Genomic DNA, 17,055 nt, shown 5'->3' on the forward strand with positions numbered 1-17,055 from the left:
CAGTTTAATACTCAAGATTATTGATAATTTCACTAAGTCTCTGATTAACTCAGCCCTGCTGGGTCATTTTGCATGGCTTAGTCTAAACTCCAGTTTGCAGCTTTTCCCAAGCTTTCAGCATTGCCCGACTGAGCGCATCTTCAGCATCCGTTGGGTTTCCACCCATCCACTTGACGCAGCAACAATAAAGATAATCTCGATACTGTTGCCATTGCTGCCAAAAAATTGACCGTATATCTAAGGTGAGAGCGCTCTGTTTTGAAATGGTAGATGTTTGAGAATCTAATTTCATGCTTATTAGTGTCCGGCACAGAACTTTGCTTAAAAGCAGTCTATGTTTGATAACAGGCTTGTTTTAGCTCTTAGAGGATGTTTGAAAAGTATGATTATTAACACCAATTTCTCTCAAACCTAACCCCCCAGTGCCAAAACCTTTTTCCCTTTGAGAGGGTTAACAATTCAAAATTCAAAATTAAAGACAGTTTCAGACGGGGATTTAAGCCCCGACTGAAGCTGGGGCTACCTTTAGAGGTATCGGTCTTAAACCCTTTTATTTACGAAAAATTCGCAGGCGATCGCAAGAGATGGTTCGGGTCGTCAGGAGAACATCAACTTGCAGGGAACTGTGCTAGGAGGTCTTTGCCGTCAATAATGGTACTAGTGAAGGTGAAACTACTGTTAGCTTGGTAGCGTGGGTCTGACTTAACGATAGTCATGAACTCACGATGTCCCTGTTTTGTCCTACCTACTTGACAGCCAGCGCTCCATCTTCCTACATCGGACTTAGGGTTATCACCTCCCCAATGTTGGTTAATGCCAAAATGACCTGAGTCTATAGAGTCGCCTTTATCACGGGTGCCGGAACGATTTGCATCACGATGGACGGTGACTGAACCACCAGTTTGCACAAGAGCTTCATGAGGAGAAGCCTGTCCGTGAGTTCCTACCTGCCATGCGGTGTACTGCCCAAAGGCGATAATTGCCGCACCTTTGGAGTTCAAGGGATTGTACGTATAGTACTTACCTGGGTTGGTTGTGGCTTCCCAACAGCCAATCATTTTAGGCTTGCCGTCTTTAAACTCAATCACGATGCGGAGGTCGTTCCAGACATTGAGGGCGTTGTCATTGAGCGTTCCGTCGGGATTCATGCCTTCGATGTAGATAATATTCTTGTATCCAGGTTCTTTGTAAATTTTGTAGCCCTTCTTCTGGCAATAGGCAACGATTTTCTCTTCTAGAGTTTTAGGCTTAGTCGGAACTGTTGCGATTTTGCTGCCGTCAATCTGGATATGCCCACCATAAATAAACCAAATGTGCCGATTCAGGACTGGAACCTTGAGCATAACTCGGAGATGGTGAGCATCTGCGATCGCCACCTCGGTAATTTCCAACTGTTTCCCCGCTTTGACGCTAGTTTTTTCCGATGCCTCGAGCTTGTTGGAGGGCAATGAGCAGCTTTTAAACACCGAGTCAGAAGTCACTTTGAGATTAAACTGTCCCCGCTCAGTCTGGTCATCTTTGAGTCCTATCGCTTGCAGAAAGTACAAAATTGCCGCACAACCAGCAGCCGAATCAATAGTCTTGGTGTGATTAGTCCCAGCCCAAACAAACGGCGTAATTCCCTGGCTATCTTTGCCCTGGAAGTCGTTGCACGCATCGAAGGCCAATAAGCGAGCTGAGAGCTTTGCTGGTATCTGTTCGCCCTTAATTTTACTCAGCTTGTGCGTTATTTGCTCGAAGAATTGCGTAGAACCCTCAAAATCCCCCTTAGCGTGTAAGATTCCTGCCCAATACCAAGGTAAGTTGGGATAGTACCACTCGATTTTCTCGTAAAAGCCGCGATCGTAATACAGCTTCTCAGCAATTTTCTCTAACTCTGGCAAGAGATTTGATTGCACCTTGCAGCCAAGCCATAGTTCTGTATATTTTTCTTCAATAGATACAATATTAGCCATTTGTTTGATATTTACTTGTAACTGTTCATAGATAAGTAAGGAACGGTAAAATTTTGTTATAGTAAAAAACGCTTGGAGCTTTACTTTTCAATAACCGTCAAAAGGTTGAACACGCAACAGTTCCATCCGCTTTTAGAAAATCTAGTTATGAGTTATTTGAAGTCTAGCTTGCTGTGTTCAAGCTCCAGTTTGGATTTGTTAGATGTTGATTGCTCATGTCTTCATGCTGGGTTTCTTGATATCTATTGTCTTGATTTTTAACCTCTTCTATGTGTTGGCAGAGGCTAGAGATGATTATAGGGTCGCGGATGATTTCAGTCAGGATGCGGGCTTCATTAAAGTCTCTGGCATCGCTTCTTAAGTCACGCAACACCAGATCGATTAGATCGGGACTCATTTCTATTTCCAAAGAAATGCTAATCGCAACATCTTGTCCCATTTTGTCTACGTTGATCGAATACTTTTTGGTGTTACGAATCATAATTGTGTTTTACGGTGAGTGCCTTCAAATTCTATCTACTGAAGCAGATTAATTGTGATTCTCTACTGCTGTTTACGCTAACTTAATTTCTCAAACTTTAAATGCTAAACCATTAGGGTAAGGGTTTCAGGAATAGTTCAGCTTCAGCTTCCCTTCGTCTCCTAAGTCCTTGCTCAACATTTGATCCAGGATTGCGATACTTGATGAAAGTTTCGCGGATATTAGCCCAATCCTTATTCTTTAAGACTCTAGTCATTGACTCAAAATTTGAAGCGCCGTAAAATTTACTCCCCAAGTTGTAGCCAAAGCTGAGTAAGGCACCTTGTTGGTGAGGGTTGAGTTCGCCCCAGCAAGGTATTTTCATTAAATCGGGTAAGTAGCTTGTTTCCAACTGATAAATCAACAGTTCATCCGCTTGTTGTTGGGAAATTCTCTCTCCCATGTACCACGGGCTACCGTCACGTTTCCTGGTCGTACCCCAGCCAATTGTGATCGGTAGCCCTCCACTTAAAGGATCTTTGTATGCATCAAGATAGCAACCTTCAAACTTTTTAATTAGCTCAACTCCACACATCGGTAGACTTGTGGAGACTTGTTTAGTTTCGGTGAGCTGGTTTGTTGCTGTAGCGTTCCTGCTTATAGGATTGCTCTTAATCTTAACCAGAATCTCGTTAGCACTGAGATACTGTACTGAATCAGCGTTTAGGCTGTTGCTGTCACGATCTTCTTCATCCTCTTGCCATAAATTGCTAACAGGACTTAAGTCAGGTTGCTTATCTGAGTCCACTTGGGCTGCCAGAAGTGCTGGTTTTCCGTCATCGCTGTCTTGTGGAGCAGAGCGCTCTTGTTCCAATTGCTGCTTTTCGACTTGGATGCGCTGCTTCTCGGCTTCTAGTTCCTTAAGTTGGGCTTCATACTGTGCCCGTAACTGCAACTGCTCGTTGAGCTTTTCTAGGGCAAGTTCAGCATTCTTTGTGACTGTTTCTTGTGCCTGCTTAGTGCCTGTCTCTTGTCGTTCTGTTAACTGGGAAATAAAGCCCTGTAAGTCTTGCTGAATATACTGTTCGACGCGTTCAGCAAAAATGGTGTAGGCATCGGAGTGGGCATTAAATTGACGATAGGGGCCAGCCATTTGGAAAAACTGCCACCCCTCAATTTTCAAGCCTTCGGCAGTATTACGATAATTGCGGTACTTCTCACCATGACCAAAAAACTCTTCAACCGCAGCAGAAACGGCTACTACCTGACTTAAACCGAAAGCCGACCAGCCAACAATTTCCTGCCACTTCTGGTTCCCCTTTTGAAAACCAATTAGTGCCGGGACAATTACCCCGCCAATGATGGTAATCATTCTGAGGTTGTGATGAGCATTGCGTTCTTTAGTGGCTTTTCCCTCCAGCCACATAACTTGGTCGAGCCAGCGATTTTTCAGAAAGTCTTTTCGCAAATCTGACAAGTCGAGTCGGTCAATCAGTCCACAGAATACCTGTCTAAGGTATTGACTATAGTGTTCTTTCTTAGCCATAGTTTTAAATTTCTCAAAAGCTTCTAGTACAGTTCGGTGGAAATAAACAGACCATTAAATAGCCAAAATTTTACCCTTATAAATCCACTTAAAAGGTTTAGCCATTGTTTGATGAAAGTATTCGATAAACTTGAGGATTCGATTTTTCAAATCATCTACCTCCTCGTACTCTTTTTTTTTGCAGAGGTATTTTGTTAAGTAGAAAGTAAATGTGTAATTGTATGAGTTAACTTTTCCCAATCCGCTTCTAAATCAATGGTTTGCAACTTACCAGAAGCAGCTAATTTTTCAGCACGTTCATCTGTAGCTTCTCCATTTAATGCACAGACAAGTTTATCGGCTGTTCTACCACTACCTGCTATTACCATCACCAAGCGTCCGGCGATGACGCTGTTAGCAGCGTCAAGAAAGGTAATTTCTCCACCATTTATCAGCATTGTTACCGAAGGTGCGCCACCAGCTAGCATGGTTGCTACTTGTACTATCCAAGCAGATTCATCACCCCAATTATGGCCAGGGACTAGGATAAAATGAGTATGATGCGGTTCTAAAAGTGCAGCATCATCAGTAGATTCAGTCTGATTAGGTAGAATGACTTTTCCTGTAGGCGCTACTCCAATCAGCGGAAATTGAGCATTGATTTGATGACGAGCGTTACCTATCAATTGCATTACTCCCGCATCTGTACCACCATCGACAATATATGCTCCTAAACGTTGCGCTATTGGGGCTAATACTTCCACAAACAAGCTTTGGATACGCACAAAGTCCGCTTCGCTCATCTGACTTGCACCACCAACGATGACTAAAATTGGATGGGAACCAACCAGCCCCATTTGCTCAAGCGCATCAGGCAATTCTCCGGCCTCGGATATTGTAGCAGCTGTTGCTGTGTGCCCTTCATTGAAACTCAAGCTGAAAAATTTTTCCATTGATTTTACTTACTACTTTTGTATTTTGAGTTCAGAAACAGGTGAATTAACAAATTCTTCAAGTTTAAAAAATGATAGTAAATTAGCCCAGTCCTGCTGATTAGCAACCCGGTTCTGAGCAAGTTGGCTAACAGTTTCATACCAAATGTTGTTTTCTGCATAAGGAATGTACTGGTGTTGATATGCTGTTTGCTTAATTTGTGCTACTAGCTTAGGACTCTCTCCCACTCGTTGAATCCAACCATTTACGCTAATATTTGTGTTAGATCCCTGAGTATTGGCACAAGCAATTTTGAAGTACCAATGATATTTTTTTCCAATCAATAATGGTTTTTCGGTAGAGGGAAGACTAATGCTGACAATACCTTTTTTTTCTGATAAAGAGAACAGCAGAGGCTTTGTCAAAACAGACTTTTTCTGTTCATCTAATAATCTAAATTTAGCTGGAGGTGACTGGGAATTTCCTCCAAAGGGTAAATAAAACCAGAACTGGGGATAATCCTGAGTAGTCAAGCCTCCATTGTTATTAGAAACTAAGGCAATGAGGTTGTTGCCATTTATTTGAGAGCATTGCGATCGCGTTGCTCCTCCTCGCGATCGCCCAGACGCATTTCCCTCGGCTCTAGAACCATTAAACATCTGGCCAATACGCTCAAAGACATTCTGTGCTTGGGCTTTGCGAACAAAAATAGGAGACAAAAAATTAAAATAAAAAACAGTTGTCAGAGTGCAGATCAAAATAGTTGACCGCCAAATCGATAATTGTGGACGAAGCATTTTGCAATTTCCTCTTAGTCTGCTGATTTGTTGACTTAACTTTTACGGAGTCTATTCGTTAAGTATAATACTATACCTCCAGTAAACATTAATACCAGAAATGCTGGAATAAAAGGTATCCAACCACTTTTACTCACCAAAATTACGGAACATATAATGTATAAAGTTCCAGTAGAAACTCCTACAGCTATACCTATATAAAGATTGTGGTTAAATCGCCAACAGACAACAGCACCTACCAAAGCCCAACCAAACATCCACACTGTTTCATAACCAAGAGGCCACCACCAGATGAGGGAGCGATTATCTAAGGTCGCACTCAAGATTTGGCTGATGGTTTGCCCATGCAACGTTACTCCGGCAACGTCACCATAGGGTGTACTCCAGTAATCAGCTTGTCTGTTTTGCCTGTCAGTAAAGCCAATCAGTACAATCCGATTTCTAATTTGTTCAGCAGAAACTTTATTGTCCAAAACTTCCCAAATATTGACTCTAGGCGCAAATTCATTGGGGTCGCCTCCAAAAGTACGATATTTGAGCATCGTTTGATAACCTTGAAGCTGATTATCCATGTCTTGATAGCCACCTCCCAGTCCCAGTAGTTGGGGAATCACCGTTTTACCAAACTGCATCGGTTGGTCATAAGCTTTGGTTTCGGGATTTAGAGGAGAGGTGAAAGGCTGACCCTTGGCTTCTAGATAGCGACGAGCAATTACTAGACTCAAAGCTTCCGGTGTATTGCAATATTTAGGGTCTGCCTTTTGCATCAAGTATTGTCGGCGCACAAAACGACCACCTTTAGCATCGTCATCAACTAAGTCACTAAAGCCAACTTGCTCTACCGGGACTTCTGGTGCGTGTTTAAAGCCAAGAATTTTTTCACCACGATTATTTTCATAACTGTTTTTACAGACCGAAATGAAGTTTTTCGTCTGCTGCAAACGTTGTTTTAGGCTACCTTCAGCCGGAAAATCACGGATAAAATCCAGTCCAATCATACTAGGTTGATGTTGGGAAAGATTTTTGAGTAAATCGTCTAGAGCCGCATCAGGAATAGAACCTTTACCACCCGGATATCTCCTGCTTTCATTCAACTTCTCAAGACTTTCTGGATCGACATCGACCATTAAAAATCTTTCGTCTTTTGGTTCATCAGGACGTAAGGACATTATCTGGTCATAAGCTGCTAGTTCTAAAGGCTGGGTGAATCCGAGAAATCTAGCAATGAACATTACCGTTGTCACAACTAAGCTACTCAGCAGCACAGTGCGGAGCTTGATTTTCCGATAGGGAAGAGCGCGACTAGCAGCAAGATATTCTAGTTGGAGATTGGTGGGGGCTGGTTGTTTGTCAACAGACTGCTTCAACCATTCCTCAGAAGCGACTAAATCTTTACCCCGCAACAAGAAACTATCATCATGTTTGCGATCGCTCCACTCCTTCGCTTTCAAGAAAAGACGGGTGTGCGATCGCACGTAATCTGGATCTGCATCTAGTGTTCTAGTTAATTCCCCAAATTTGGTCAGAAAATCTGCACCATGCTTGCAAAAATCAATCCATTGTACTTTTGCTAACCCTGGATGAATATCTGCAAGAGTGATTTCCCGATACAAAACGGTAACGATTCGCTTATGCAAATTCATCGCATACTCTACCTCAGCCTTGCAGTAGGGTGAACTGATAGAGTTGGGTGAAATAATAAATAAGAAATTGTTGGCGCTTTCTATTCCTCGGTAAATCTCTTGCTCAAAGTCACTACCAGAGGCAATACTTTCCTGATCGAACCAAGTAGTCTTGTTTTGAATTTGCAATGTATCGTTGAGCTTGCGTGCAAAGTCAGAATCAGCACGAGAGTAAGAAATAAATACGTCCAGCGCCGCCTCTGGTGGTTGCTTGAGGCTTTCAGTGATGAACTCTACTTGCAAAGGTATGGGCAGATGTTGCGTTTTTTGTTTAGCTACCTTTAACCAAGCCTCAGCATTACGAAGATTGTGACCCCGCAACAAAATACTAGAATTGCGTTTTTGTCGTTCCCACTTTAGAGCTTTGACTAATAAAGTTTTATGCTGTTCGTAGTAAGCTGTATCTTGAAACAGTATATTAATTAGCTGGTCAATATTGGCAGAGTCTTTTCCCTGCGGTTGTTGCTCTGTAAAGTCAATGAAGTGCAAGGTACGTAATTCGACAGGAATTTGCTCTAGGTCTACTTGTTCGATCAACAAAGGAATGACCCGCTTTTTCAGAGAGAAAGCATGAGACAGTTCCATTTGACAGTATTCTGATTGCAAAGAGGCCGCAGACATCAGAAAAACCAGATTGTCCGCTTCCTCAATACCTCGATAAATTGACAGGGCAAAATCTGACCCCGACTGAATATCTGTTTTGTTTGTCCAAACCGTGAAGCTTTCTCGCATCAATATTTTGGCGATTTTCTCCATAAATAGCCTCTCTTTTTCTGAGTAGGAGAGGAACACCTGAGTCATCAGGTTGTTAGCATTTTTGATACTCTGACAAATCAAAGCACAGTGTAAATCCGTTGGTTCACAGGGCGGTTGCTCGTGTTTAAACCGAATTTTTAGCCAGTCTTCAGCCTGTATCCGTTCTTCACCAACTAACAAGTATTCTGACTTTTGTTGTTTTTGTTCCCACTCTATAGCTCTGGCTAAAAAGTAGGTATGTTGACGCACATACTCTCGATGACGGGAAAATAGCTCTAGGAGTCCCGCAAAGGATTTCTCAAAGTCATCTATACCTTCACGGAAGTATACCCAGTTAATCTTGCCAATAGCTGGGTGCATATTGGGAAAACTGGAATGTGACCCCTTGGCTTTATATTCTTCCCAGTGACTCGCTTCACCTCTAGGATTGCGTTGCTGCCAAATTTCCTGAGTAATTTGCTCTACATGGAGTAAGGGAATAATACGTTTATTTCGGCGGAGTGCTAAGTCTATTTCTTTACCACAATAAAGGGAGTTGATTGAGTGAGGCGCAATGATAAAGAGAAAATTGTCTGATTTATCAATTCCATCATCTATTTGATTTTGGAAATCAACACCCAAAGGAATATCATTTTGGTCAAACCAAATTTTCAAGTCTGCTTCTACAAGTCGCTGATGCAGCTTAGTTGCAAAATCTTTGCTATCTGCTCTTCCATAAGAAATAAATGCATCTTTAATGTTATTCATATTGAGTATTAATGCTCGTTTTTAGAAATTGTTTGACATTACTGTACTCATCTGCTCTTACCTTGTCGGATTTGGGTCATTTACAATTTAAAGACGATGTAAAACAGGAATTACTGAATTTTTAGATTTAGGAGCTTTTTGACCCCTTGACCCCAAAAAGCATTAGGGAATGTAGCTTGTCTATATGGAGGACGATACAAAGCAGGAGAGCGGGACGATCTTGTGGGCACTTGTATCCGTTGTTCGCGGAGCGTCTCTAAGAGAGGGAATTTCTACTTCCATCCCAGCCAAATAAGCAATAATACTTAAAAAAATGGCAAAAACATGAAGTTAATACACAAATTCTTGAGAATCAAAGCCAACTACCAACTAAGACATAGGGGGCCCAATAACGAGGGTGGTCATATTTAGGGTTTTTCAGTAGAGCTTGTTGTGCGAGACGAAGTGCTTCGGCTCTGCTGATGTTGGGTTGCCCTAGATGTGTATAAAATTCTTTAATGAATGGAACGCTGGCTTCATCGTCTAGATCCCACAAACTGGCGATCGCACTACTAGCCCCAGCTTGAACTGTAGTTCCAGCAATACCCATCACTGCTTGGTCGTTACCTGTAGCTGTCTGGCAAGCACTAAGAACCAGTAACTCAATTCGGCGGCGACCGCGCTTTTGCCCTTGGTTAAGAAACAATCGATCGAATTCATCTATCTTCAACTTTCCATCTGCTGTCACCACAAAAGTATTTTCTCGATTTGCACTAAATAGACCGTGGGTTGCTAAATGTACTACGTCAAAATTAGTAGAATTTAGTTTTTTGTTGAAGTTTTTTGTAGTAAATTCTTGATCGGCAATCCAGTTAACTGCTAATCCCGTCTTTTTAATCTCCTTGATTTCTTGCTCAACATTTGCTAACCGAGAAAAACCAGAAAGTTCTATGTTATTTGGTGGTTGAGTTAAGCTGGCAGCCAAAATTTTGATTTTCGATCTATCTAAAGCAATGGGTTCGCGTACTTGTAACCCCAAAGCTAAAGAGACAGCATATTTTTCTACTAGATACTGTTGTCCATCATAGAGACTAGCCATCGGAATTTTTCTTAAAACCCCATCCAAAACAAAAATCAAATTTTTAATTTTGCTATCCTTTAACTCTTTTTCTATTGGTTGAATCAGCCAGTTATAAACTTTTTGACCATCCTGTTGTACTTCTTCATAACTACCATCTTCTTGCAGATTTTCATATAATCGGCTGACAACTTCCTCAATTTTCTGTTGAGGCGGGGTAGCATAATGGCTAAGTTTTTTATTCGGTCGCTTGAGGATAACTTCTAAACGGTTATCCAAAATAATTGCATAAATAACAGCAGATGTTTGGTCTTGAGAGTCAATCACCTTATCGAGTGCTAATTTTGTATCTTCACAAGCTTGCCGCAAATAGTTTTGTAATTTTGCCACTTGCAGCGCTTCAATTACATTACGAGCCTGTATCAGATTATCTTGACTTGGTGCTGATGATTGAAGTAACAAATCTACTAAACGGCGATATACAGGTTCTACCGTTTCCCGAAAAGAAAACTGCACATTTTTATTCGTAGCAATCAAATCGCCACGGATATTTTGTAGAGTATTAAATGCTTGTTGATAGGCAGCGATGGCTCCTGTCTGATCGCACTGGGGTTTACCTTGGCAAAGAATACGTCCAAGTTGCCACTGCCAACGATAGGCGATATCTGACGCTTGAATTGACTGTGACAAATTCAGCGCCTGTGTGGTCAAATCCTGGGCTATAGACCATTGTTGAGATAATTCATATAGGTGTCCAAGATTACCTAATACAAAAGACTCTGAGCGTATATCTTGCAATTGTTGCGCCTGCTGACGTGCCACAGCTAGGATTTTACCAATTGTTTCTGGGTTGGGTTCAGGGAATTTCTGCCTCATTCCTAAAAGGCGTTGAGCCAAATTTACCTGAGCGTAAATCGCCGAACGGCCAAGCGGCAGGTTAGCAATTTGACTGTGAATTTCGGGATATAATGCTTGTGCTGCTGGCCATTGTTCCAACTCAATCAACAGGCGTAAACAATTAAGTTGAGATGGGATTTTGCTAGTTGCAGTAGTTGATGAAACAGCTGCTTTTTCGTAATAAGCCAGAGCAGTCTTTTTTTGTTCTATGCTGCTACCGGGAATATAAGCGAGATTACCCAAACTCAGGTAAGCTGTAGCAATAGTTTCTGCTGATTGTAGTTTTTGGGCAATCTCCAGACTTTGTTGTAAATGTTTTTTTGCCTGCTCAATATCGCCAGCCAACGCCAGCGCCTCACCCAAGTTGCGAAAACTAGCCGCCTTAGCCAGAGAGTCTGGTTGTTTTTGCAGATCCGTTGTCAAACTCTGGAGTAGAGAAATCTCTCGCCGATAGAGTCCTAAAGCCTGCAATGCTTGTGCTTGGTTAATTTGGGCGAGGATAGCTTTATTGCTATCTTTTAATTGTTGGTAGAGCGATGCGGCTGTTTCCCAGGATGACAAAGCTGCTTGAGCTTTACCCTGTGCTAGTTCCAGATTACCTTTGATATCCCAAACTTGCGCCCAAACTGGTGGTGAATTGGCAGTATGTAAGATAGCGATCGCTTCTTCAATTGCCCCACTTGCTTCATCAATGCGGCCTAATTGGTGCAAGTTGAGAGCCAAATTACTCAGAATCACCGCCTTTTCTACTTGATTCCCACTTGTTTGATAGGCTTGCTGTAATAGCTTGACTGCTTCTGCAAATCGTCCTGACATATAGAGATTTTGCGCTACTTTCTCTTGAGAGGAAGAAGCAACCACAGATGTAGTCAACCCAAGACTTACCACATCACGAGCCATCACAGGCGAACCGAATATACATAGTAAAGTTGTCAGACAAGCCAAAAGTCCATACCAGAATCTTTGGCGTTGTTTCTCAGAAAAATTTTTCACTCTTAGCATCAATCCCCGATTTAAAAAGGTGTATATATAACAGAGAAATACAAACCGTTTTCTTGCCATGTTTTATCATTCTGAGAATTAACTGATGTTAGTGGGATACCCCAATCAAAACGTGCAGTAAAATTATTACCCTGTCGCCACAGCAAGCCAATTCCCGTACCGATTAAAGTGTTATTACGGGGATTTGAGCCGCCATTATTCCAGCCAGTACCTATATCTGCAAAAGGCGTGAGTTGCAAGACTCCTTGAGGAACTCGCAGAATCGGTAAGCGAATTTCTGCGGTTGCTTGCACACCATTATCTGTTAACAGTTGATCCTGACGGTATCCGCGCACAGTTGTTTGTCCACCGATACCAAATTGTTCTAGTCCTAAAAGTTTTCTATCTGCTAATTGCATATCAGCTTGCAGCAGCACTAAGGTATCAGGCGCTAGTTGGCGCAGCCATTGTGCTTGTCCTCGCCAACTAAAAAAACGGCTATCGGGTTCATCCTTATTGATTGTGGCATCTAAAATACCCAAGCCAAGACTAAATTGCGATCGCGCTGCTATTACTTGTTGGCTACTGCGTTGAGTCCATTCTTGAAAAAATCGGATAGCAGAAACCCTCGTCCTTCCTTGGTTATCAGCACCAACTGCTAGCGGAAACGCCCCGATGTCGTTATAACCTAAAAATGTTTGACTTCTTTGGTGGCTGGCGGTAATTCCTAAAGTAAACTCTTGGCTGGGAGTTTGTAAAAGGGGTTGACGGAAGGTTAATTCGTAGTAACTAGACTGAGAATTAATATCCAAGGAGTTAAAAGGACGTTCTATAACATCACTATTAGTATTGCCATAGGTAAAAATCAGCTTACCGTTGCGTGGGTTGACTGGTAGGTTATAGCTAACATCAAAGCCATTACTACCATCAGTATTGGTATAACCGATACTTAAACCGTCTCCTAGCCCTAATAAATTGGCTTCGGTAAGATTGATACGCCGGCGAAAACTTCCCACACTCGGACTGCGTTGATTATCTAGCACTAGCTGAGTGCTAAAAGAATTGGCTTCAGTAACTTTAACTTCTAAAATATTAGTACTCGGACGTATGCCGGCTTGTAAGTCAGTAGATATACTTGTAATTAAAGGATCTAGTTGTAATAGTTGCAATCCTGCGAGTAGGCGATCGCGGGATAATGGTTTACCGGCAGCAATAGCTAGGCGATCGCGTATATAGCTGGGGTTGAGGCGGCGCGTACCTGTAACATTTATCTTTTCTATACTTCCTTCTACCGCCTGCATTACCACTACTCCTGCTTTCACAGTTTGGGGAGGAATAATTACTCCAGAGGTAATGTAGCCTCTATCTATATATAATTTCGTCAGTTCTAAACGTAGCTTAAGTAAATCATTAAAGGTAATTGGCTGTTTGAGGTAAGGAGCCGTCAATTTCGCCAGTTCTTGGGTGCTAAAAACTGTATTCCCCACAAACTCAAACCGTTCTACAACCAACGTTTCCGCTAATGTCTGCGGATTAACATCTGGTTGAGTTGGTGACTGGGGTGCAGTGGGTAATAGTTGTTCTGGAGGCGGTAGTTCTGGTAGAGGTTGTGGCTGGGGTAGTGGTTGGATCGAAGGCGGTTTTACCTCAATGTGAGCCTGTTGAGCCGCTAACCGTTGTGGATAAATGCTGATATTTAACCCTGTGCATAGGAGGAATACATAAGCCCAATTTGTCAAAAGAATCCGACTGATAGATTTTGTTTTCTTAGAGATGATGGATGCATTGCCAGTCTGGAACAGGTTTTGTGGTTGGTTTGTGACCCGATCTGAATAGTATTGATATAGATTGGGCGATCGCCTACCCAGCCAGTCGTTGATCATCGGACATTCCCTTGAGTAACATTACAGGCTTGAGTAGATAACCCCGACTGCAACAAAGTAACCGTTGTTGATTGAGCAGTCAAAACAATATCTCCATTCGCACTGCGTACCATACCTACTGCTTCTACTAAGGGAGTAGAAGTATTTGATGATAATTGCCTTAAATTACTCTCAGTCATATTTCCCGAATTATTACTATTACTAACCGTATTATTCACTACCCATTCCGGTAAAATAGCCCCAGGCTTAAGAGTATCATCAGGACTGGGTGGTAATCCGCCACGTCCAGTAATCACAAACTCACTTTGTCCTTTAGCAACGTTACTGTTGCTACTGCAACCTTGGGCAATTAATCTAGACGGATCTACTAAATTTGTCGGCAGTGCAACAAGTCCCTGACTAGGGTCAGTGCTAAGGGTTTCAATAGCTACCTGTCCTTCTGCACCCACATCAGAACTGGCGCTGATATCGCTGCTATGGTTGTTTTCAATATCCTTGAGTTCTATTGGACTCAACTTTCCCCGGTTTTGAAGTCCTAGAGTAAGGTTGGTGTGAATATTAATCTTGCCTCCTTGTCCACCAAAGGCATTGGCAATAATATCGCTGTCTTCTGATGGTACTGCTATGACAAATCCATCCTTGGTATTAATTGTGATCTTACCGGCATTACCGCCAGATCCTTCTTTGCCGGCTGTAGTCGAAATCTTGCTTTGGCGACGAAGCAGCAAATCCTTTGTTGTGATGTCGATATTGCCGACATTTCCCTGACTAGATATCTTGCTGCCGTTAAGAATGGATATTTGGTCTCTTGCATTAATACTGATCAATCCTGCATCACCTGAACCATTATTATTAGTATTTATTTGCGAATTCTGATTCAGAGATAAACTGTTTGTTTTAATATTAATATAGCCAGAGTAACTATTGGGAGAGCCATTCTCTACCTGACTAGATATCTTGCTGCCGTTGAGAATGGATATTTTGTCACTAGCATTAATACTGATATAGCCTGCATCACCTGAACCATTATTATTAGTATTTATTTGCGAATTTTGATTTAGAGATAAACTGTTTGTCTTAATATTAATATAGCCAGAGTAACTATTGGAAGAGACATTTTCTACTTGACTAGATATCTTGCTGCCGTTGAGAATGGATATTTTGTCACTAGCATTAATACTGATATATCCGGCAATTCCTACATTTTCATTATTAGTATTTATTATGGAGTTATCAATAACAAGAGTTTTAGTCCCATAAATGTTACCAATAAATATCAATCCTAGATTGCCTTTGCTCGATATTTTGCTGTTGTTGAGAATGGATATTTGGTCATGAGCATTAATTTCTATATTTCCCGCATATCCTAAACCATTACTAGTGCTATCTAATGTAGAACCATTTAAATAAACTGAACCTCCTGTGGAATTAATAACTATATCATTATAATCCTCTTCTTTAGCATTATTACTAATGCCTTCTATCTTATTAAATAGACTGATATTATCAGCAGCTTTAATCTTGATACTTCCGGCAATTCCATTATTGGGAGATTTAGATATAATATCCGCTTTTATATCAATTTTTCCGTTACGACTGTTAAGGTCAATATCGCCACCATTGCCATTCAAACTATCATTTACATTAGATAACAGATGACCTTGAATCAAGATATTTTGATTGGCGAGCAGCTTAATACTACCGCCTGTTCTGTTTTCTTTTACATAGTCATTAATAGTAGTATCAATTTTCCCATTAGTTGTAATATTACGCCGTGAATCAACAAAGACATCGCCATAAGTGCTAATCACTCCGGTTGTAATATCACCCGTCAATTCATTGGGATGATACTGATTTGTTAACAGTATCTTTCCACTGTTATATTTAAAACCTGAAGTATTATAAATATCACCTTGAATGCTAATATTTGCATTTGTTGGAGTATTGGTTATTGTAGGATTTTGCGGGTTGAATCCAATGAGCGGATTGGGTGTAACGTTTGGAACGCCAATATAATTAGAATCTACCCCTCCTCTAATGTCTAATGTTGGTGTTTGACGATCATTAATATTTATTTCTGTTCCATCCGATAGCGTGACGGTTTCTTTAATAGAATTGCTTGTGGTGTCTACGCCAGTGATATCAACATTACCCGAAATATTGACACTCCCACCCGCCAGAATGTGCAAAGATGCACCTTTGTAACTACCAAAACTCACATCGCCGATGGCACGTATTACCAAAGGATAATAAGTCCAATTTTCAATATCATCGTCTGCCTCATCACTAAAATTCAGATTACCTAAATCGCCGTTCAAATTTTCTATCCTAAAATTACCCCCAGCCCAAAAATGTGCATCGCCGCCAATGGTATTTTCAGACTTGAATACCATATTGCCACCAGAGAAAAAGCCACTATCTGGGTGATTTAAGTCAGAAATATCTACTTTCTGATTACCTTGAACCAGCAAATTCCCACCCGCAGCCGCAATTAAAGGATTAGTTGCGCTATCTCTAACTTTTAAAGTGTCCTGCGCCTGTAATGTTAAATTACCACCAGCTTGGAGTTGTCCCTGTAAATCTAAACTTCCTGCATTCAGCGTCAAATCTTTTCCTGTTACTAAATTCCCTTGATTAGTAATACTTGCAGTTGGCTGTGAACCAAACTGCACACCCACAGGTACACTCATTGTTAACAGTGGCGGCGCTTGGGGATTAGTAGCACTAAATTCACTACCATCAGGAAACTGAAAACTGTTAGCTGTGGTAGCCAGGAATGAACCTTGAATATCTAACTGGGCATTTGGCCCAAAAATAATCCCATTGGGATTGAGCAAAAATAAATTAGCTGCACCATTTACGCCCAGAGTACCCAAAATATTAGAAGGGTTATTGCCAGTAACTCGGCTCAAAATATTAGCAACGCCTGTAGGGTTGGCAAAATATACCCTCTGCCCATTGTTGACATTAAATTCTGCAAAACTATGAAAAAGGTTGGTTCCGCTTTGAACACCACCTTCAATTAAGTCAGCCCCATTTCCTTTAATGTTGACACCACTCATCACGCGGGAGTTTTGATTTCCCAATGTGGTATCAGGTATAATTTGCGCTAGGCAAGTATTGCTGGTCAATATCGATACTATAGCGATCGGGATTATAGTTCCCAATGCTCGAAACAATCCAGGCTTGCCGTAAGCAAACTTCCTGCTGTTATTCACGTCTGCTTTTTCCTCTATTTTTGTTTAAGTCCCATTAGACATTTGGTTGATAAGATTTGGTATGAGCCAGCGATTGCTCATCAGGTGTATAATTTTTGATAGTATAAAGCTTTGATTGAAGAGCGAGACATTCAGTCATACTCTTCTGTTTCCTTTTCGGAATT

The 17,055-nt window shown here is 41.4% G+C and carries 10 protein-coding genes; all 10 read right to left on the reverse strand.

Annotated features, from left to right (window positions below):
* Positions 1-82: 82 nt before the first annotated feature.
* Positions 83-292, reverse strand: a complete 210-nt coding sequence (locus tag V7L01_RS34370; RefSeq protein ID WP_335042808.1) for a hypothetical protein — start codon at positions 290-292, stop codon at positions 83-85.
* A 316-nt stretch (positions 293-608) separates the two neighbouring features.
* Positions 609-1,955, reverse strand: a complete 1,347-nt coding sequence (locus V7L01_RS34375) for a hypothetical protein (protein WP_335042810.1) — start codon at positions 1,953-1,955, stop codon at positions 609-611.
* Between the two features lie 163 nt (positions 1,956-2,118).
* A complete protein-coding gene (locus V7L01_RS34380; RefSeq protein WP_335042811.1) occupies positions 2,119-2,394 on the reverse strand; it encodes a hypothetical protein in 276 nt (91 codons plus the stop codon).
* A gap of 154 nt (positions 2,395-2,548) precedes the next feature.
* Positions 2,549-3,961 (reverse strand): DUF4231 domain-containing protein, encoded by a 1,413-nt coding sequence (locus tag V7L01_RS34385; protein WP_335042812.1) that lies wholly within the window; start codon positions 3,959-3,961, stop codon positions 2,549-2,551.
* A 194-nt stretch (positions 3,962-4,155) separates the two neighbouring features.
* Positions 4,156-4,893, reverse strand: coding sequence for a hypothetical protein (locus V7L01_RS34390; RefSeq protein ID WP_335042814.1), 738 nt, complete (start codon positions 4,891-4,893; stop codon positions 4,156-4,158).
* A gap of 12 nt (positions 4,894-4,905) precedes the next feature.
* Positions 4,906-5,670: a DUF928 domain-containing protein gene (locus V7L01_RS34395; protein WP_335042815.1), complete on the reverse strand. Its 765-nt coding sequence runs from the start codon at positions 5,668-5,670 to the stop codon at positions 4,906-4,908.
* A gap of 35 nt (positions 5,671-5,705) precedes the next feature.
* The gene (locus V7L01_RS34400) at positions 5,706-8,855 is read right to left on the reverse strand and encodes a TIR domain-containing protein (RefSeq protein WP_335042816.1); all 3,150 of its coding nucleotides are present in this window, start codon (positions 8,853-8,855) and stop codon (positions 5,706-5,708) included.
* A gap of 352 nt (positions 8,856-9,207) precedes the next feature.
* Positions 9,208-11,811 (reverse strand): CHAT domain-containing protein, encoded by a 2,604-nt coding sequence (locus V7L01_RS34405; RefSeq protein ID WP_335042838.1) that lies wholly within the window; start codon positions 11,809-11,811, stop codon positions 9,208-9,210.
* Positions 11,812-11,822: 11 nt separating this feature from the next.
* Positions 11,823-13,673 (reverse strand): ShlB/FhaC/HecB family hemolysin secretion/activation protein, encoded by a 1,851-nt coding sequence (locus V7L01_RS34410; protein WP_335042817.1) that lies wholly within the window; start codon positions 13,671-13,673, stop codon positions 11,823-11,825.
* Positions 13,670-16,891, reverse strand: coding sequence for a two-partner secretion domain-containing protein (locus V7L01_RS34415; protein ID WP_335042818.1), 3,222 nt, complete (start codon positions 16,889-16,891; stop codon positions 13,670-13,672). The genes V7L01_RS34410 and V7L01_RS34415 overlap by 4 nt, the downstream gene beginning before the upstream one ends.
* Positions 16,892-17,055 lie beyond the last annotated feature (164 nt).

Origin of the sequence: Nostoc sp. (assembly GCF_036917095.1) — a bacterium.
In the GTDB taxonomy this organism is placed as follows: domain Bacteria; phylum Cyanobacteriota; class Cyanobacteriia; order Cyanobacteriales; family Nostocaceae; genus Nostoc.